We start from the raw sequence: 17,801 nt of genomic DNA on the forward strand, positions 1-17,801 counted from the left end.
GCATGGATCAGGCAAGAAAAACCAACCTTACGCTGTTTGCCGGGTTGGCGGTGTTTAGCACCCTCATTTCCCAACTCAGCGGCTACTGGGTGAACCAATGGTTGGCGGTCGGCCAATCCCATAAGGTGTTTTCATTTTTGTACATGACCCATGTGCGCAATTTCGGCGGCATTTTTGGGTTTAAGCAGGGCAGTGGTTGGTGGTTCGCCGCCTTCGCGAGTGTTGTTTTGCTCGGTCTCATCATTTACATATGGCGTGCCAAGGACATGGCGCGTTTGGAGTACCTGTGTTTTGCCGTGATTATCGGCGGCGGCTTGAGCAACATTCTCGATCGGTTTTTCTACGGTTCGGTCATCGATTACTTCGATGTACGCGGCATTCCCCACTGGCACTACATATTTAATACGGCCGACGTGCTGATCCACGTGGGCATTTGGCCGATGCTGATTTACAGTTTTTGGCCGCGCGGCAAAGAGGCGGCCGAAAAAGAAAACACCGTCGAAGAATCATAAAAAAAGGCCGGCATCGCAATGCCGGCCTTGATGTTTTTAGGGTTCGGTTGATTTACAGCAAACCCTTGGCGATGTCGCGAATGTTTTCGCCGGTGAAGCCGTATTCTTTCAGAACCGTACCGCCGGGGGCGGAGGCGCCGAAACGATCTACGCCGACCACTTTGCCGTGATCGCCCACATAACGTTGCCAGCCGAATGAGACGCCGGCTTCCACTGCCACCCGGGCTTTGACCGCGGCGGGCAGGACCGATTCGCGGTAAGCCGCGTCTTGTTTCTCAAAATATTCCCAGCTAGGCAGGGAAACCACGCGGGTAGCCACGCCGTCGGCCTGCAAGAGGGTGCGTGCTTCCAGCGCTTGGTGGACCTCGGCGCCGGTGGCGATGAGAATCACCGCGGGGCTGGCGCCCTCCGCTTCCGCCAAAATGTAACCGCCTTTTTGCACGCCTTCCGCCGCGCCGTAAACGGAGCGGTCCAGGGTGGGCAGGTTTTGACGGGAGAGGACCAAGTTGATCGGGCCGCCTTTGTGGTTGAGCGCGGTTTTCCACGCCTCGGCGACCTCGGCCGCATCGGCGGGGCGCAGGACGACCGTATTGGGGATGGCGCGTAAGGCGGCGAGGTGCTCGACCGGCTGGTGGGTGGGACCGTCTTCACCGACCGCGATGGAATCGTGGGTGAAGATGAAAATGGGGTTGAGGTGACTGAGCGCGGCCAGGCGAATGGCTGGACGCATGTAGTCGGAGAAGCAGAAGAAGGTCGCGGTGTAGGGACGGTGCAGGCCGTAGTAGCTCATGCCGTTGGCAATCGCGCCCATGGCGTGTTCGCGTACGCCGAACTGGATATTGCGCCCGCTGCCGCCTTGGCCTTCGAACAAATCGGCGCCTTTAATACCTGTCTTGGTGGAGCAGGAAAGATCGGCGTCGCCGCCCAGCAGCCAGGGGATTCGGCTTGCCAGGGCGTTGAGGACCGCGCCCGAGCTGGAGCGGGTGGCTACTTTGTCACCGCTGTTGCCGATGGGCAGGTCGGCGTCCCAGTTCGCGGGCAGTTCGCCGTTGATCGCCAGATCGAGGTTTTTAGCACATTCGGGATGGGTCGTTGCATAGCGCTGCTTCATTTCCTGCCAGGCGGCTTCCGTTTTTGCATGGGCCGCGGTGGCGCGGTTGTAGTGGTCGTAAACCGAGGCGGGGATCTGGAAGGCTTCTTGTTCCGGCCAGTTGAGTTGTTCCTTGGTCAGCGCGATTTCGGCGTCGCCGAGTGGGGCGCCGTGCGCGGCCGAGGAGCCGGCCTTGTTGGGTGAACCGAAACCGATGGTGGTTTTGACGATAATCAACGAGGGGCGCTCGGTGTCGGCTTTGGCGTCGGTGATCGCTTGGTTTAGCGCGGCCAAGTCGGTGTTGCCGTCTTCCACCGTGATGACCTGCCAGTTGTAGGACTCATAGCGCTTGGCGGTGTCCTCGGTGAAGCTTTGGGTGGTGGGTCCGTCCAAGCAGATATCGTTGGAGTCGTAGAGGTAAATCAATTTGCCCAATTTGAGGTGGCCGGCCAGCGAGGCAGCCTCGGCAGAGATGCCTTCCATCAGATCGCCGTCACCGACCAATGCATAGGTGTGGTGGTCGAAAAGCGGAAAATCGGGTCGGTTGAACTGGTGGGCAAGCGCGCGTTCGGCAATCGCCATGCCGACCGCGTTGGCGGTGCCTTGGCCGAGGGGACCGGTGGTGGCTTCAACGCCGGGCGTCATAAAAGATTCGGGGTGACCGGGCGTATTGGCGCCCCACTGACGGAAGTTTTTCAGGTCGTCCAGGCTGACGGGGTAACCGGTTAAGTGGAGCAGGGCGTAAAGCAACATACTGCCGTGACCGGCTGAAAGGATAAAGCGGTCGCGGTTAACCCAGTTAGGGTTTTTGGGATTGTGTCGCAAGTGGTTTTGCCAAAGGGCGTAAGCCATGGGGGCGGCGCCCAGGGGCAGGCCGGGGTGGCCCGAGTTGGCTTTTTGCACGGCATCGATCGACAAGGTTCGAATGCTGTTGATACACAACCAATCTTGTTTATTTTCGGGGGTCATGATGGCTCCGTTTGCAATGTTCTTCAGTTCAGTGGGAAGCGCGGCACCCGGTGAGGGGTGCAGGGTCGTTCATTGATTCGCCCGGCCGCGGTGCTGTTGGGGAATACCCATCTACCGGCCGCGGGTTGAAGACAAAAGCCGAGCGAATGGTTCTTTGCGGTGCAACGCGCCTAAGCGGTGCAGCTCGCCGGCCGACGGCTGGACGATACCAAACCCAGGCATCGTCATGCGCGGCAACGAGCGGCGGTTGCCAGGCCGGCTGCCGAGGCCTTGCACCAAAACTATGCATTAAAGCACTTATTAACCGTTGGAGGAAGTGGGGATAAAACGAAGCAAGCATTGCCGACAGGGCACGGGTGCGGGCCAACCATGTTAGGCTAGGGACCGCGTTTGTTCTGATGATTCCCGGTGATGATGGGGGAGCCATGATGCCGCCGTGGTCGCGCGTAATGTTTTCTTTTCTGGTGGTTTGCGTCGGTTTATTCAGTGGTTGCCACTTCCAGCCGTTGGCCCGGTCGGCCCAAGCGCGTTTTGTCGCGGTGCCCGAACAGCCCGAGGTGCTGCGCTTTGAAGCGACCGGTTTTAATATTGAATTGACGTTGGATTGTGTCAAACGGCGTGCCCATTGGAAATTTCGCAACAATGGGTTGAGCACGATGGTGTTGTCCCACCAGATGCTGCAGTTGCATCATGTGACAAGCGGGCGATCCTATTACCTGTGGGGGCTTCCTTGGCAAGAGGATCAGGCCTTTCCCCCGATTGACGTTAAGCCGGGTACCTATATTGGTCTCAGTTATACGCTGCCGGTTCACGGCGAATTTCGGCGATTTTGTGCGGCGGCGGAGGAGCCTTGGCAACTCCATCTTGCAGTTGACCGCAAGAACGGGAAAAAACAATGGCGTCAATCACTCCATAATGTATGGCTTTGGTCAGGAGATGGGGTGGGTTTACCTGAGCAGGAGTGATTAGGTAGTTGTTGGTATTTTCGCTAAGCGTTTAATTTTTGTTTTGGGCGTTCGTGCATGAAGTGGTTGTTTGGTATAAGTGCTGTAAATGAAAAGCTTGTTTGATGTTGTGGCGGTTGGGTGCTGAAGGAGCACCCTGAATTTATGTCGCTTTATGTGATCTTTTTTATATCTGAAAGGTTGCTCATCCAGCCGATGCACTTTATACTTTGTTAAAAAATTACTCGAGATGTGTTGGCGCTTGGTCAACGGGCCCTTTTGGTTACCAAAGCCACCCCTCGAGCTGCACACGTAAAACTCTGGTAAAGGCCTGGTTGAATTGCCGACCGTTGCCGAGTTTGGCTTCCGTCGAAGTGTAGCGACGTGTACCTATCCAAATTGTATCGTCAACTTTGCCATCCGTTTCAATCAAGCACCTTGTTACCGACCTACTCGAGGTCGCTGAAAAGTACCATACAAACATGACCGGGAGTGTGGGGGAGATTATGAATAAAAAATTGTTGATCGGCGTATTGGCTATGGCGCTTTGCATAAACCTGTCGGCACAGGACCACCGTTTGTTTTTTGCCAGTTCGGAAGGTGATGTCGATAAAGTGACGCAGCTTCTGGCCGAGGGCGTAGACGTGAATGCCGCGATGCCGGGTGGTTTTTCACCACTCATGTATGCCACGCAGTATGGGAAAACCCAGGTGATGACCGCGCTGATTAAAGCCGGTGCCTCGATTAACCTGACCGATGGTAGCGGTAATACCGCGCTTATGATTGCGGTTATGCGAGACGACCTACAAGCCGTTAAAATTTTGCTCGCGGCTGACGCCCGTCTCGATACCAAAAATAACAATGATCTCGACGCCGTAGAAATTGCACGCATTCGCAATCGTGAGGCGATTTTGTCGTTGCTTGAAGCGCATCGCGCCCGCAAGGGCAGTTAAGCGTGTTTCGTTTTCAATCAACAAGATGCTTAGTGGGCCGCCCCGATGGGGCGGCCTTTATTTAGGTGCCTTCTGCTTCCAGGTGGACCAACAGGTAGAAGGTGTCCTCGTTGGCGACCGCGCCGAATGCGGCGCTGTAGGCCTTGATGTCGAACTCGCTGAACGCAAGCGGGGTAAATGCTTCGATGTTTAAACGGTTTCCTTCCAGCGCGATGTTGGCGAGAATCGTTTTGCGCACCGTTTTGCCGGTGATGGTAATGTCCATCTCCAGTTGGTGAGAAAAGGCTACGGAGCCCTGCTTGCCGTCTTTGGCGGTCACGGAAACCAGTTTGGCGGTGATCTCTTTGTGTTTGTCGGCCTGGAGTTGTTTCTTGCCGAGCATGGCCTTGCGAATCTTGCCGCTGTCTTTTTCCGAGACCTCGCTGAATTCGCCGTTGAGAAACGACAGGGCCTGTACCCGCGGCGTCCAGGTTTGGGTGCGGGTTGGGTCGTCCACAATCAGGTCCTCGACCTGGGTGCTGAAGCTCAGTTGCAAGGTGGCGGGGTCTGCTTCGCAGCTGATGTTCACGGTGACGGGGTCGGCGGCAATAAAATGGTTGTGCGCCAAGGCGGCCGCAAACCCTGCTTTTTGGGTCACCACGGCAAAGATCGATTGTTTGGGATCGAGTTGGTAGTCACCGCCGAACAGCGGGCAAACGCCGATCAGCAACGTCAACAGAATCAAACGCGGGTACATGGCGGTTCCAGGGTGTAATAACGCGGTTGGGTTCACGGAAGGAGGTGGGTTTAGGAACGGATTGTGGGTTAGGGAGAGCTTCACTATACGCGCTGTGCGGTGGCTAGAGGTTGAGCTAGCGCACAATTTTGGAGATTGAGAACTTTTGGAGTGTTGGTAAAATCGCATGGTACCTCGCGCAAATCTTAGATTGAATTGGGTTATCTCATTTGTCAGAATAACGGGTCTCAATTTTTTTAGGAAGTGATCATGACCTCGGACGGCCTTGATCTAAAAATTTCGGCCGGCGCTTTGGTTTTGCCAGGCGGGCTTACCTTGGACGACCTATTCCATGCACGTTCGGCAGTGGTGGGTTTGGACGAATCTTTTCGTGTTCCGATCGGTGCGCCTGTCACCAAACCACTCACGGCTTTGGCCGATGCGGTGGGTCGACCCATTCCGCGCGGGGTTCTTTTGGCTGCTGAAGCGCTGGCGGCATTGCCCGAAAAACCCAAGCGGCGCACCGGCTTGGTGCTGGGTTTGCCGAGCCTCTTTAGTGAAACCGAATATGTGGAACATATGTTGGTGCATCGTCATGATGTCGCCGCCATGGAGCGGCTGCATTGGTTTCTCGGGGACCATCCCTTGCATCTGTTACAAAAACGCTTTGGATTGACCGGACCCGCGGCGCGGGTTGATTCCGCCTGCGCGACGGGCAATGACGCCCTGATTCAAGCCGGCATTTGGTTGCAACAGGGTTTGGTTGACGATGTTTGGGTGGTGGCCGCCTCGGCCATGTTGAACCCGGTGGCGGTAGCCCTGTTTGATCATCTCAAGGCGCTTACGGAGCGCCGCGATCTGGAGGCGAGTTGTCCTTTTGACGCCCGCCGTCGTGGTTTTGTGATGGGGGAAGGCGCCGCCGCGTTGTGTTTGAGTCGCCGTCCCGAGGCGCGCGCGCTCGGTTATCTGCGCGGCTGGGGGCAGTCCATGAGCGATACCGGGTTTGTTGATTTACCCGACGACCTTCGCGTCGTTGAAGGCGCCTGTCGGGCCGCGCTTGGTGGTCGCGACCGGGTCGCCTATGTTTCCGCCCACGGTACCGCCACCCAAGCGAATGATTTGATGGAAACACGGTTGCACCATCGCTTGTTCGGTAAGGCGGCACCTTCAATTCCACTGAGTTCTATTAAGTCAATGATCGGTCATTGTCTTGGGGCGGCGGCATTGATCGAGGCCTGGGTCTGTCTGGCCGCGCTTCATCGCCAGACGGCGCCGCCGACGATTAACCTGCGTCATCCCGATCCGGCTTGTGACCTTGATGTCGTGCCCAATCAGGCACGGCCGATCGCCGGCGCGTTGGCGCTTTCGAATGCTTTTGCCTTCGGGGGCCACAATGTGTCGGTTCTGCTGGAACGGGGGGAACCATGGCTCGATTAATTCGCGCGGGTGTTTGGCTTCGGGACCAAGAACCGCCCGCCCGTAAGCACCGGCTTTACAGCCCGGGCGCCACCGCCGCCTTAAGCGCGGTTCAGCGTTTGGGTGAGGTTCCCAAGCATGCCGTGCTCATCGCGGTGACGGCCTCGTTGGGCCCGATGGTCGCGGCCTTTGACAAGGCCTGGCGGGCGGCCGCGGGCGGGCTTTTGGTTGGGCCGGGTTTTGCCGATACGCGCGCACGCCGCATTCATCCCTTTACCTTGCTCAAAGCTCTGGATAATCAGGTTCCCGCTTGTCTGGCCGCGGAACTCGGTCTAAACGGGCCTTGTCGTCACTTTCACGACAGTAACGGGCTTTGGCCGATTCTCGCGGCCAACATTAACTCAGTCGAACCGACCGGAACCGCCGTGTTACTGGTAGCGACCGATGTTCGTGACGCCGACGAGGCCGTCACCCGGCGCCGGTATCTGGCTGAATCCCGCGAGCTACCCCCACAAGAAGGCGCGGTCGCGCTGTTGATGAAAGCCGACCCTGCAGCGGATCTACCGCCGCTTGGTAAGCCGGATGTTTCCGCTTTTGCCGCGGCCCTCGACTTTGCGCGCGGCCTCGCGCCGCCTTCACCCAACCCCTGCTAAGATCAAACGTCTTTACTTCAACTAAGGAAACACCCATGAGCACCATTAAAGTAGCCGCGACGGCTTTGCCCGACGTCAAGTTGGATCAGGATCAGGTTTTGGCCATGGGCCGCCGTCTTTTGAAGGGCAAGGTTCCCTTTGTCGATCAAGCCCTGCGGGTGATTGGCAACGCGGGGGTGGACACCCGCTATTTGGTGAAAACGCCGGACGAAATTCTCGATAACCCTTCGCTCACCTGGCGCAACGGGGTGTACCACGAAGCGGCGATTGATTTGGGGACTCGGGTCATGGACGAGCTGCTACAGCGTTCGGGAAAACGCGCCGACCAAATCGATATGATCATTACCACCAGCTGTACCGGCTTTATGATCCCCTCGGTGGACGCCTATCTTGTGAACCGTTTCCGCATGCGTTCCGACGTGAAGCGGCTTCCGATTACCGAACTCGGCTGTGCCGCCGGCGCCATGGCGCTGTCGCGGGCGCGCGAATACCTCTGTGCTTATCCCGACCATACGGTGGCCGTGATTGCTATTGAACTGCCCTCGCTTACCTACCGCACCAAAGATTTCCGCATGGCCAACCTCGTGTCGGCCGCGCTTTTTGGTGACGGTGCCGCGGGTTTGCTGCTCACCAACGAGCCGGGCGGTTGTCGTGTCAACCAAAGCCGGACACACTTCTTCCACGGAACCCCGGAACTCATGGGTTTCGATCTCGGGGTTGAGGGCTTCAAAATTATTCTGGATAAAAGCATACCGAAAGTGGTGAAACGCGATTTTGTCGCGCCGGCCAAGGCGTTTCTCGCCGCACAGCCGCGCCGATACCCGGAACAACCGATGCAATACGTATTGCACCCCGGCGGGCGTAAAATACTGGATACCTTGCGTGATGAGTTTGGTCTGCAAGAATCGGATGTGGCCGCCTCGCGTCAGGTATTGGCGCGGGTAGGCAATTTGTCCTCGGCCAGCGTCTATTGGGTGCTCGCGGAAAAATTAGCGCAAGCGGTGCGCGGAGACGGCTTTATGGCAGCATTTGGACCTGGCTTTAACGCCGAAATGCTGTCGCTGGCATTTGAATAAAGGGCTGGGGCACAGCCCGCACCTTGGGCAGGACAGGAGCGGGCTAAGAGAATGAAGGCTTAGGAAGCGGAAATAGTCTGCTTTTTAGGCGCCAATTTCTCTTTTTTGACCATAAGGTCCTTCATGACGTCTGATACCGGGTCAATCTGATCCGCGTTCTCCAGGTAGAGTTTGGCGAGATCGAGCAATGCTTGAATGGCGGAAATTTTAACGCCGCCGCGCGCTAAGGAAAGGCGCTCAATGCACGCTTTGATCAAAAGAATCTGTTCGGGCTCACGTAGGATGATATTCAGACGACTCAAGCTGGTATCAGCTTTTCTCTCTTTAGGCATGGTGTCCTCCTGATGGTTCGCAACGCTTCATGAAAAGAAGGAAAGAAGCGATTAAGAAATAACGATTCGATGAGATTTTACGCCATATAACGCGAAAAAGGGATAGAAATTTTAAAAAAATGTTAAAGATTACATGATTCATAAGGGGTTTCTTGGGCGCTGGAGGCAGGTTTACGTTGAAAAAATGACGCATTTTAGTTGTGGCCGGCCTGGGTGTCAGCGTGCTTGGTTGTGATGGCCCCTGAGGTCTAGTTGGTAAAATGACGAAAAAGGGCGCTTCTATCTTGAGTTCTTGACGGCTTGGTGTCGCGTTATAGCTCGAAACACCCCGGCGGCTCTGCATCGGAATGACGGAGGCGCTTTATAGATAACTCATGTAGGTCAAGAGGACCAGCAACAATAACGCAGGCTGGTTGTTGTCTTTTGTGACCTGGGTCACCTAACGGGCTCTTGTGCTTCGGCCAACGGATATCCGTTAACCAATCGCCGTTTTGCCCTTTTATTAACGAATCCTTTCATATCTTAGCGGTGTCGTAAATATTTTCAAGGGTCATTTTGACTAGTTGGATGATAAATTTGTTTCGTGTTAGAAAAAAAATAATCATTCTGTTTCTTGGGCGACGCGCTTCGCTTGTTGGGACAACGGTCGTGAAACCGGAATCCATGCGATTGCATGGGGCGGCGGGCCGGCTTTGACCGGCAACCCTCATCGACCCTCTGCACATCCGTGAATCTCAGCCCGCAAACGAAGCCGGCTTCATCCAATAAGTCGTACCTAGCCCGCTTTTCTCACAAGGATTTCTGCGTGGGGGCAACCCATGCGATGACGAGGTTTTGCTTTTCCCGGGGCCGCCATCCGCCTTACTCGGTCGAGCCGCCTTCGCCTCAGCTGCTACGCCGATAGGTCGGCCCCGCGATAGGTCGGCCCCGCGATAGGTCGGCCCCGCGATAGGTCGGCCCCGCGATAGGTCGGCCCCGCGATAGGTCGGCCCCGCGATAGGTCGGCCCCGCGATAGGTCGGACCCCTGTGCCGTGGCTTGGTCGTCATCTTCGTACTCCCAAGGCTTTCAGCTTCTTGCGACGAATTCTGGTGAGAATTGCGGGCTAATAGGCCGGGCGCATGTTGAAGTAAAACGCGAATTTGATGGGGATGTAGGGCTCGTCGATGTGATCGGGGAGGGGCGGTGCCTTGTAGGTGTTGGTGATCGCGTTGAGTGCGGACACATCGAGTGGCTGGTGTTCACTTTGTTTTAATACCACCGCGTCCGTAATGCGACCGTCTTTGTGGAGTTTGAACCCGATCACGGTAACCCCGCTGACCTCGAATTGGGCGATGGTCGGTACGCGCCAGTTGCTGCGCACCAACTGGGTTAGGGTGCGCAGGTAAGGTCCGAGGTCGTGGCCCGCGGTGTCGATGCTGAATCCCAGCTTGGGTGTGCTGCGTCCACGGGGATTGTGGTACCGGTTTCCGCCGGCCGGGGTTGCGGTTTGTTGGCGGCTTAGGGCGGATTGCAAACTCATTTCCCGTTTCGCTTTTTCGCGAATTTCTTGGCGTTCCTGCTTGCTCAGGGGGCGGTAGGGTTTCGGGGCGCCGGGTGCCGTCGGCACCTGACCTTGGTCGAACGCCTCGCTTTCACCCTCGACCTCAACCGGCTCGTCCGGGAGCTCGTTTTCCTGTTCGTCACGGCCCTCTTCTTGCGCGGTGGTTTCTTGCGCCGGTTCGGGCTCCGGTTCCGGTAAGGGGGGTTGGGTGGCGGCGGCGACCGCGTTGGGCGAGGCCGGCGTGGGCGGCGTCGGCTGACTTTGGGGCGAGGGTTGCGCCGCCTGCTCCAATTCGAAGCTATTGCCCGTTGAGGCCGGGTCGTCCGAGTCGGGTTCCTCCTCGGGTGTTTCCTGAGACTTTAGTTCGCGGTTGGCGTCTGAAAAAAAACGTGCCTCGGGATTCTCGGGGAGCGGGTCGGCTGGTGCGTCAACAAAACGAAAGGTCATCTCGCGAGACAGTTCCTCCGCCTCTTCCTGTAACCGCGCTTGTTCGGCTTTGCTAAGTGCAAAAGGCTGCGCCTGTTCGAACCCAAGAAACAACAGCAAAAGGACCAGCAACGACGGAACCATCGCTTTTTTGAAGGTAAAACGCGGCTTGGCTTCCTCGCGGAATTGGTAGGTGGAGGTGGTGTTGCTCATAGGTTCCGTTGGTGGGAGGATGGATTCGGAAAAGGCCCGGACACGACGGTTGTAGCAAGATCGTTGCCTAACCCCGGCTCGGTACCCTAAAATCGCGCTGAAACCTGGGATGGCGAAGAATGACCGTCATCGGTGCGGTTCGGGTGTTGGCGGGTGGCGGTAATAGAAGCGGACGGAAGCCGCGTTTTTCGGTGATCACCACGACGACGCGTCCAAATCGCGACGTAATGACAGGTTCCGAACCGGAAGTCCCAAGTCTACACGGGTTCCGCTCAAAAAGGGTTAGCGAATCAGGGAGCCGCCGTTCACGTGGATGATTTCGCCCTGGATGTGGCGGGACAGCGGCGAAACCAAAAACAAAATGACGCCGGCGATATCCCGAGGCGCGGCGATGCGGCGCAGGGGAATCGATTGCTCGATGATTTGGCGTCGGGTTTTGTCCGCGAAAACATCGCGGGTCATGTCCGTTTCCACCCAGCCGGGCGCCACACAGTTCACGTTGATGTTGTAGTAGCTCAATTCACCGGCAAGGGAGCGGGTCAGCGAAACGATGGCGCCTTTGCTGGCGGCATAGTGGGCGTGGTACGGCTCGCCGCGTACACCCGCGGTTGAACTGACCAGCACCATTTTTCCTGCTTTGCGATGCTTGAAGTGGCGCGTGGCCAGTTGGCTCAGGAAAAACATGCTGTGGAGATTGACTTCCAGGACCTCGCGCCATTCGGTGACCGTCATTTCGTCAATGGGTGCGCGGCGCCAAATGCCCGCGTTACCGACCACAATGTCGATGTCACCCAGGGACTGAATGCTTTTTTCAAAAAAATCGTTGCAGTGTTCTTGGTTGCGCATGTCGGCGGCTTGAAAGTAAACCTTGCGGCCGTGGTTTTTAACGGCGGCGGCGGTTTCTTCGGCGGCCGCGTGGTCTTGGAAATAGCTGAAGGCGATATCGGCGCCGGCTTGGGCGAGCATTTCACAGGTTGCCCGGCCGATGCCGCGCGTGCCACCGGTGATGAGCGCCACTTGTTGGCTGAGATCGATCAAATGCGAACCTCCCGAGGCGGGATCGACAGGGAACGGGATGCAGGGGCGGCCGCGGTCGGCGAGCCGGTCGCGCTGCCCGAGATAAATTGGCGAGGAAAAGCTTCAGTACGTTAACACAGCCCGCGCCTTTCGCCAAGACGGCCGCGTCGACCCCGGGGATGGTTAACGGAACATGGCCTTGCGGCGCTGACGCAGGTGTTGCGGCGGTTCTTGTTGGATTCGCGGCGGGCGTTCCAGCATGAACTGAAGCCACATGTCGCCGTAGACCTTCATTTTCATTTTTTTCCCGTTTTGCAGGTTGGTGAGGTTCGCGGCAATGCGGTCGTCCTTGGGCAACTTGTCGCGGCCTTGCTGCAAGATGGCGATGGCGGCGTCCGTTTCCTTCATTTGGGACAACAGATAGGCGTAGATCCCGTAAACCAAAGATTCTTTTTTGTTGCGTTTGACGGTGAGGTCCATGACCTTACGCATGTCGTCGTAATTCTTGCGCTTGTAGTGGATAACCGCGAGCATGCACTGGGCGATGAAGTGTTTGCTAAACCCATTGTTAAGGTACGTCAGTGCTTGGTCATGGTCTTTTTTGAGGTAGTACAGCATGCCGATTTGGGCGTTGATTTGCGCCTCGACGAAGAGCTGGTGATTTTTTAGCGCGTAACCCTGTTTGAGGATGTCGATGGCGCGATCAATTTTTCCCGCTTGGATTTCCTTCTGCATGGCTTGCATAAGGGTTTCCAGCTTGACCTGGACGCGGCGCGCCAAAATCATCAACACCAAAAAACCAACGATGACGCCGGTAGGAATTGAAATGAACCAGCTAACTTGTAACAGGGTAAAAACCAACGCGGTGATCACCAGCGCGGCAACCGCCAAAGCAATATTAATCATGAGCGTGCATTCTCCGTAAAACAGGCGAGGATGGGGTGGCGCCGACCCGCGTCTTTATCGCGGTTAAAAGCAGGGGTTCGGTAGGGGCGCCTGCCCTGCGGGCAAAAAGAGCCGGGGCGCGATCAGCCGCGGCCGGACAAACCACCCATTCTAACCGATCCCTTGCCGATTGTTCAGTAAGTTCTTCATTTGGGCCCGGCGGCTTCACTTTTGGGCGCCACCGCGGGCGAGGATGAGGTCCAAATAGGCGCACGCCAACAAATCATCCGGGGGGATGCCCAGTTGGGTCATGAGTTTTTCGGCGATGACCCGGCCCTGTTGCGGCGATTCGCCTTTTTCCAGAACGACTTCCAGTTCCATAAAAAAGCCGAGGCCGAAGACTTCGTCCAGGTGGATGCGGGTGTGGTCGACCCAGTAAACCACCCGCTTCTTTTCCACCACGCCCAAAACCGGCAGGCATGTGGACAGGGTGATTTCCAGGGCGTTGGCGTCGGTGATGGGGCAGATTTGGTATTGGGAGACCTTGGGGCCGCTCTGGTCCGGGCGGCGATAGGCGATCAATTCGCCGGATGTGGCGCCGAAGGTTCGCAACTTGAGGCGACCTTGCGGGACCCCGAAAAATACGTCCCGCTGGCGTAATTCGCGCGGTCCATGGGTGGCGAGGGCGACCGTCTTCTCCGTGAGTTGGGCCCAGTCGCGGACCCGAGCTTTGATCTCCACGTTTTGCGCCATGTTCCTATCCTTTGCGGCCGAAATCGGCGGGGATTTCACCCCACTGTTTGGTGTGCCATTTTTTGAGTTCGAGGTTCGGGTGTTTTTTGAGCAGGGCTTGGATCGAGCGGACAAAGACCATAATCGCCTCGGGCTCTTTTACCGTGGGTCCCAAGCGGCCCGATTTAATCCAGCCCATGGCGATCTGAGAATCGGTCCAGAGGATGGTTTCGCCGCGGGTTACCGCAACCTCGATCATGGCTTCAATGCCGGCCAACTCGGCGTAGTTGTTGGTGTGTACCCCCAAATGCTTGTAGGCCAGTCGTTTTCCTTTGAGATCACAAACCTGGTACTCGCAAGGGCCGGGGTTGCCGTGGGTGCCCGCGTCGCTGCAAATTCCCTCGCTGGGTCGCGAACCCACGGCCGCGCCTTTTTTGCCGCCGCCTTGGGGCTCGCGGTCGCGGTACTTCAACTGCATGTCGCGGGTTCGTTCGATTTTTGCCTTGGCTTCTTCCTCGGTGACACCGCCGGCGTAGGGCAATTTTTTGCCTTTGAGGAAGCTTTGACAGTCGGACCAGCGGGTGAAGGTTTTATATTGATCGGGTTCGATTTCCACCAAGTAGTAATTGTTTTTGGGTTTGTCGGATGTGGCTTTGCCGCCACCCGACCAACCGCCCTTGCTGCTTTTAGCCTGCTTGGCGGGGGCGCCGCCGCTTATTTTGGCGCGGGCTTCGGCTTCATCCACACCGCCCGCAAAACGGTAGGGTTTGCCCTTCACAAAGGCCTGGCAATCGGGCCAGTTGGTGAACTTTTTCATTTGGCCGGGTGCGGTTTCCACCAAATACACATTGTTTTTCTTTTTAGCCAAGCCGACTCCTTTCAAATCAAGCTGCATTGGATGCAAATGCAAAGCGGCTCATTGTTACACAAAAAAACCGGCCGGGACCACCTTGGGTCCACGACCGGTTTAAATCTAAGAGACTCGGTTTGGGCGATCAGGACGTCGCCCTGGTGATGGGTTACGGGTTGTAGGCGATCTGTTTGCCTTCAATCACGGTTAAGGCGCGCTCGGGGTCGCTGCTGATCAACGCCGAGGTGAAGTAATCACCTTGGATTTGAACGGATTGCAAGCCGTCTTCCAACTGAATGCTTTGGTTCGCGCCGGCGGCCATTTCCAGGGTTTGGGTGGTGACGTCGCCGCGGCTGTCGGTGCGGGAGATCGTCAGCGTACCGGGAACCTTGGCTTTAAAAATCTGCAAGGTGCCGCTTGGATTGGTGAACACGGTGTTGGTGGTTAAACCCAAGGCGGCGGCACCGTCGAGGGTGGTGTTGCCGCTGTCCCCGGTCAGGCCGAAAATGCGTAGGGGCGCGTTGGATTGGACGACCACCGTATGAACCGAGTTCCCGTCCAGATTGAGCACGGGGTTGGTGGTGGGGTACACGAAGTTGCCGCCGGCCAGGTTGAGGCCCAAGGTTTTAGCGCGGGCGCCGATGCTCGTGTTTTGTTGGGTGATGATGGAACCATCGGTTCCGTAGGCGGTCATGGTCAGGTTGGCCGCTTCGGCACTGGGGTTTACCACCGCGAAACCATTCCAATCTACGCCTTCAACCGATACGCGAATGGGTTGCAACTCGCGGTTCTGATTCGGGGTGGCGATGATTCCGGCGGTGGCCGCTTCGCCGCGGTCACTGCGGTATCCGTAGAGTTGGAAACCGGCCAATTGTTGGTCGGATGAAACGCGAACCCAAGCTACTTTTTCACTGGAACCGCTGTCGTCGAACAATCCGGCTTCGCCCGCGGGACCTTCCGCGAGGAAGTTGACCCATTTGTCACGGGCAGCCAGTGAAGCGCGCGCGCCGCCGCTGAGCAAGTTGCTCAAATCGGAGCCGTTCTCGCCGATCAATTCGAAGGTCAGGCTTGCGGCGCCGCTGTTGGGGTTCACCAGTACAAAACCGGACCAGAACTGATTGCGGTCGGCGGGAATGTGGGGGAACACCAAGCTGGTACCGGTTTCGGTTTCGGCAATTAGCGGAATGGCCGCGGTTTCGCGTCCGACGGTGGTGTCGATTTGACGGGTGAAAGAAGACAAACCACTGAGGGGTTGGTCACTGGTGATTTGCAGCCAGCGCTGGCCGCTACCGGCCGGGGTCACGCTACGGGTTTGGTTGGCGCTCAGCGTGATGGATTCGGTGCTGACCGCGCGGAAGGTGCCGGAACCTTCGTCTTCATAGGTTGTGATCGAGACGTTGGTGGCGCTGCTGTTGGGGTTGGCAATTTCGACACCGCTTGCCCAAGAGGCCGTGGAAGGGGGCACGTGGGCGCTGAGGTAGGTGTACGCGCTCACCTTGTCGATGATGTTGTTGGCGGCGAATGAATTGCGCAGGACTTGGGCGTGGGGTCCGTCGGGATAGAGGCTTTGGGCGGTGGAAATGATGGCTTCACACCAAACCGGCGCGGTCACGGAGCGACCCAAACCAAACATACTCTCGAGGATGATTTTATCGACTTCCTCGCGGGGAATGCCCTGACGCATCAGCTCCAGCAAACCTTGGAAGGCGCCGGTCGACCAGATTTGGCCGTGGCTGTGGCGGTCGTAAACGGCGTTGGGGTTGTACTGCTGGCCGCGATCATCCATGCGACGACCGTCCCAGCAGAAGTTGTGGCCGTCCCAGTGGAACACCCAAGCCGGTTCAAACAACAGGCCTTCGTTGGTGCGGACGCTCCAACTACCGGCCCAGTAGTCACCGAACGCTTCGCCGAGCATGAACTCGTCGCCGCCGCGGTTCCAGGTGGAAACGATGCTGAACTGAATGGCATGACCGTATTCGTGGATGATGACGTCGGCGTCTTCGTTGTCGGGAACACAGCCGTGGCCGAAGAAAACGCGGTTTGCGGAGGGTGAAAACTGCGAGTTATCGGCACCGTTAAGCGCGTTGGCGTCGGCTTCAATGGAGCCGAACTGGATGCCGGTGGTGCCGGTGAAACCGAGGCGCTGCATGTAGCGCTGGTTTTCGTCGATGTGGTAGTAGGTCATGGCGTCGTGAAAGGCGACATTTTCCCGGGTGAAGTTCCAAAAACCGTCCGTTGTCGTGGACGGTGCCACATCGGGGAAATCGAAATCGAGGATTCGGACCCAAGGACCCGTGAGGCTGTAAGTGCCGCCGCTTTCGGTGATGTCCTGCAGGGTTCGCTCGAAATAGGTGCCGTCGAATTCGGAAGAAGGCGAGTTGTCCTGCAAACCGGCCTGTTGGCGGGTGGTGACCGGATCGGGATCAAACACCATGGCGCGGCCGTCGGCGCGTTTGCCCACCGCTTGATTTTTGCTCACGCGGTTTTGTTTTTCCTGATAACGGGCAATGGCCTCGGTTCGCGCGGTGAGGGGACCGGTGGCGGGTGGCTTGGCTTCGCCGCGGTAGTGATCGCGCAACATGTCTTGGGTATCGAGGATTTCACCGGAGACGGCGTCGACCAAAACGACCCAATCACCGCTGGGTTCGTCGCAGAAAATACTGACGCGATGGGCCAAGCGCAGGGTGCCGTCGACATCAACCCAACGTTGTTCATCGCTGGGCATGCCGCGCAATTCGCCGCGAACCTCAAGGTGTTGCCAAGCAACTTCTTGGGCGTCGTCGCCGGAAAGGGTGAATTTCTCGACGGCCAGGGGAAGATCGGCCACAATCACATGTTGGGAAACGCGGTTGATGGTACCGGCTTTTTTGTCGACTGAAACCACGACCTCGCCGTCCTGAACACGGACGCCGTTGACCATTTGGGCAAAGGTGTAGTGATGGGCCAGGAGGCTTTCTTGGGTGCGGATCAGGACCAGATCGCTCTGGGCGAGTTGGAGCGCGTCGTGGTTGTCGGCGAGCCAAGCACGGGCTTGGGTTTCTCCGCTAAGACCAACCTTGGAAACCGGTTTGTGGATCATCCGCGGCAATTCGGGTTGTCCTTGGGGTTGACCCGCTACTGCGAGAGCAGCACTGAAAAAAAGCGCTGCGATGGTTCGTTTCATGCAAAATCCTCCTGGGATGCCATTGATTAAGTAGCAACAATGAATGGTGGGTAAGACGGGCGCCGTTTTCGTTCGATGGGTGCCCATGCTTCGATGCGAGAACGCCGGCATAGCGCCGGGCCGAAGGCGACGCACGGTTCCGTGTAAGCGGAGCACCGGTCCTGGGCGTCGGTTCGGGCTAATTAGCAGGATCTAGACCAGATTCTAACGCAGCCTGTGTTCTGTCGGTAGCGGACATCGGTCACGATCAGAAAAATCTAGGTTTTTTAGGCGATACGAGGGGGCCTGGGGCGCGTGAGCGCTTTGGGTTTGG

General features: G+C 57.3%; 15 protein-coding genes. 6 read left to right on the forward strand and 9 right to left on the reverse strand.

Features of this window, described 5'->3' with window-relative positions:
* Positions 1-2 precede the first annotated feature (2 nt).
* Positions 3-512, forward strand: a complete 510-nt coding sequence (lspA, locus tag J3U88_RS03670) for a signal peptidase II (protein ID WP_207856826.1) — start codon at positions 3-5, stop codon at positions 510-512.
* Between the two features lie 52 nt (positions 513-564).
* Here lspA and tkt read toward each other — a convergent pair whose 3' ends face one another.
* Positions 565-2,571: a transketolase gene (gene tkt / locus J3U88_RS03675; protein WP_207856828.1), complete on the reverse strand. Its 2,007-nt coding sequence runs from the start codon at positions 2,569-2,571 to the stop codon at positions 565-567.
* 449 nt (positions 2,572-3,020) lie between these two features.
* Between tkt and J3U88_RS03680 the strand changes: the two genes are divergently transcribed.
* Positions 3,021-3,536, forward strand: a complete 516-nt coding sequence (locus J3U88_RS03680; RefSeq protein ID WP_207856830.1) for a bL32 family ribosomal protein — start codon at positions 3,021-3,023, stop codon at positions 3,534-3,536.
* A 485-nt stretch (positions 3,537-4,021) separates the two neighbouring features.
* On the forward strand, positions 4,022-4,468 hold the full coding sequence (locus J3U88_RS03685) for an ankyrin repeat domain-containing protein (protein WP_207856832.1): 447 nt from the start codon (positions 4,022-4,024) through the stop codon (positions 4,466-4,468).
* A gap of 61 nt (positions 4,469-4,529) precedes the next feature.
* Here J3U88_RS03685 and J3U88_RS03690 read toward each other — a convergent pair whose 3' ends face one another.
* Positions 4,530-5,204 carry a YceI family protein gene (locus tag J3U88_RS03690; RefSeq protein ID WP_207856834.1) on the reverse strand — a complete coding sequence of 225 codons (675 nt, stop codon included), beginning with the start codon at positions 5,202-5,204 and terminating at the stop codon, positions 4,530-4,532.
* A 249-nt stretch (positions 5,205-5,453) separates the two neighbouring features.
* Here J3U88_RS03690 and J3U88_RS03695 point away from each other — a divergent pair, with 249 nt between their 5' ends.
* From J3U88_RS03695 to J3U88_RS03705, 3 genes are read left to right on the forward strand one after another with little or no spacing between them, the layout of a single operon-like run.
* On the forward strand, positions 5,454-6,620 hold the full coding sequence (locus tag J3U88_RS03695; protein WP_207856836.1) for a beta-ketoacyl-[acyl-carrier-protein] synthase family protein: 1,167 nt from the start codon (positions 5,454-5,456) through the stop codon (positions 6,618-6,620).
* Positions 6,608-7,252 (forward strand): hypothetical protein, encoded by a 645-nt coding sequence (locus J3U88_RS03700; RefSeq protein ID WP_207856838.1) that lies wholly within the window; start codon positions 6,608-6,610, stop codon positions 7,250-7,252. The genes J3U88_RS03695 and J3U88_RS03700 overlap by 13 nt, the downstream gene beginning before the upstream one ends.
* A 35-nt stretch (positions 7,253-7,287) precedes the next feature.
* A complete protein-coding gene (locus J3U88_RS03705; protein ID WP_207856840.1) occupies positions 7,288-8,328 on the forward strand; it encodes a type III polyketide synthase in 1,041 nt (346 codons plus the stop codon).
* A gap of 59 nt (positions 8,329-8,387) precedes the next feature.
* Here J3U88_RS03705 and J3U88_RS03710 read toward each other — a convergent pair whose 3' ends face one another.
* The 7 genes from J3U88_RS03710 to J3U88_RS03740 all read right to left on the reverse strand — a co-directional run bounded on the left by J3U88_RS03710 (position 8,388) and on the right by J3U88_RS03740 (position 17,488).
* Complete coding sequence (locus J3U88_RS03710) at positions 8,388-8,660, reverse strand: hypothetical protein (RefSeq protein WP_207856842.1); 273 nt, start codon at positions 8,658-8,660, stop codon at positions 8,388-8,390.
* A 1,104-nt stretch (positions 8,661-9,764) separates the two neighbouring features.
* Positions 9,765-10,841 (reverse strand): energy transducer TonB family protein, encoded by a 1,077-nt coding sequence (locus tag J3U88_RS03715; protein ID WP_207856844.1) that lies wholly within the window; start codon positions 10,839-10,841, stop codon positions 9,765-9,767.
* A gap of 282 nt (positions 10,842-11,123) precedes the next feature.
* A complete protein-coding gene (locus J3U88_RS03720) occupies positions 11,124-11,879 on the reverse strand; it encodes an SDR family NAD(P)-dependent oxidoreductase (RefSeq protein WP_207856846.1) in 756 nt (251 codons plus the stop codon).
* 162 nt (positions 11,880-12,041) lie between these two features.
* The gene (locus tag J3U88_RS03725) at positions 12,042-12,764 is read right to left on the reverse strand and encodes a tetratricopeptide repeat protein (protein ID WP_207856848.1); all 723 of its coding nucleotides are present in this window, start codon (positions 12,762-12,764) and stop codon (positions 12,042-12,044) included.
* Between the two features lie 204 nt (positions 12,765-12,968).
* Complete coding sequence (locus tag J3U88_RS03730; RefSeq protein ID WP_207856850.1) at positions 12,969-13,496, reverse strand: class IV adenylate cyclase; 528 nt, start codon at positions 13,494-13,496, stop codon at positions 12,969-12,971.
* Between the two features lie 4 nt (positions 13,497-13,500).
* Positions 13,501-14,343, reverse strand: a complete 843-nt coding sequence (locus J3U88_RS03735; protein WP_207856852.1) for a ribonuclease H family protein — start codon at positions 14,341-14,343, stop codon at positions 13,501-13,503.
* A gap of 151 nt (positions 14,344-14,494) precedes the next feature.
* On the reverse strand, positions 14,495-17,488 hold the full coding sequence (locus J3U88_RS03740) for a DUF5719 family protein (protein ID WP_207856854.1): 2,994 nt from the start codon (positions 17,486-17,488) through the stop codon (positions 14,495-14,497).
* Positions 17,489-17,801: the final 313 nt, after the last annotated feature.

The sequence above is a fragment of the Acanthopleuribacter pedis genome, assembly GCF_017377855.1.
Lineage (GTDB): Bacteria > Acidobacteriota > Holophagae > Acanthopleuribacterales > Acanthopleuribacteraceae > Acanthopleuribacter > Acanthopleuribacter pedis.

What these genes read in the sequence shown, in the direction of transcription:
- J3U88_RS03680 (WP_207856830.1), top strand. Translation starts at nt 3,021, where the DNA reads ATGTTTTCTTTTCTGGTGGTTTGCGTCGGTTTATTCAGTGGTTGCCAC.
- J3U88_RS03705 (WP_207856840.1), top strand. Translation starts at nt 7,288, where the DNA reads ATGAGCACCATTAAAGTAGCCGCGACGGCTTTGCCCGACGTCAAGTTG.
- J3U88_RS03740 (WP_207856854.1), bottom strand. Translation starts at nt 17,488, where the DNA reads ATGAAACGAACCATCGCAGCGCTTTTTTTCAGTGCTGCTCTCGCAGTA.
- J3U88_RS03725 (WP_207856848.1), bottom strand. Translation starts at nt 12,764, where the DNA reads ATGATTAATATTGCTTTGGCGGTTGCCGCGCTGGTGATCACCGCGTTG.
- J3U88_RS03690 (WP_207856834.1), bottom strand. Translation starts at nt 5,204, where the DNA reads ATGTACCCGCGTTTGATTCTGTTGACGTTGCTGATCGGCGTTTGCCCG.
- J3U88_RS03700 (WP_207856838.1), top strand. Translation starts at nt 6,608, where the DNA reads ATGGCTCGATTAATTCGCGCGGGTGTTTGGCTTCGGGACCAAGAACCG.
- J3U88_RS03685 (WP_207856832.1), top strand. Translation starts at nt 4,022, where the DNA reads ATGAATAAAAAATTGTTGATCGGCGTATTGGCTATGGCGCTTTGCATA.
- lspA (WP_207856826.1), top strand. Translation starts at nt 3, where the DNA reads ATGGATCAGGCAAGAAAAACCAACCTTACGCTGTTTGCCGGGTTGGCG.
- tkt (WP_207856828.1), bottom strand. Translation starts at nt 2,571, where the DNA reads ATGACCCCCGAAAATAAACAAGATTGGTTGTGTATCAACAGCATTCGA.
- J3U88_RS03715 (WP_207856844.1), bottom strand. Translation starts at nt 10,841, where the DNA reads ATGAGCAACACCACCTCCACCTACCAATTCCGCGAGGAAGCCAAGCCG.
- J3U88_RS03730 (WP_207856850.1), bottom strand. Translation starts at nt 13,496, where the DNA reads ATGGCGCAAAACGTGGAGATCAAAGCTCGGGTCCGCGACTGGGCCCAA.
- J3U88_RS03710 (WP_207856842.1), bottom strand. Translation starts at nt 8,660, where the DNA reads ATGCCTAAAGAGAGAAAAGCTGATACCAGCTTGAGTCGTCTGAATATC.
- J3U88_RS03695 (WP_207856836.1), top strand. Translation starts at nt 5,454, where the DNA reads ATGACCTCGGACGGCCTTGATCTAAAAATTTCGGCCGGCGCTTTGGTT.